The sequence below is a fragment of the Parvimonas sp. D2 genome (assembly GCF_035282635.1).
Lineage (GTDB): Bacteria > Bacillota > Clostridia > Tissierellales > Peptoniphilaceae > Parvimonas.
Map to the genome: position 1 here is coordinate 1 of NZ_JAYKBO010000119.1, position 233 is coordinate 233.

Annotated in this window: 1 pseudogene; it reads right to left on the reverse strand. The window is 28.8% G+C overall.

What is annotated here, in order from left to right:
• Window positions 1-233, reverse strand: a pseudogene (locus VJI77_RS07785) (MATE family efflux transporter); the annotation flags it as partial.

A 233-nucleotide genomic window follows, 5' to 3' on the forward strand; every position in this document is an offset into this window, starting at 1 on the left:
AGCCAAAGGTATTTAGAGAAGACTGAATTAACACAATTGATATGCTAAATACCATACCTTGAAGTCCAGCTGGAAGTCCTATTCTTAAAATACTAATAACTTTATCTATTTGTAATTTTATTTTTCTCAAATCTAGATGCATATAACATACATTATTTGTTAAAAATAATATCATCATAATAGCCGAAACATATTGAGAAATTAGTGTTGCTATTGCTACTCCATCAACGCTC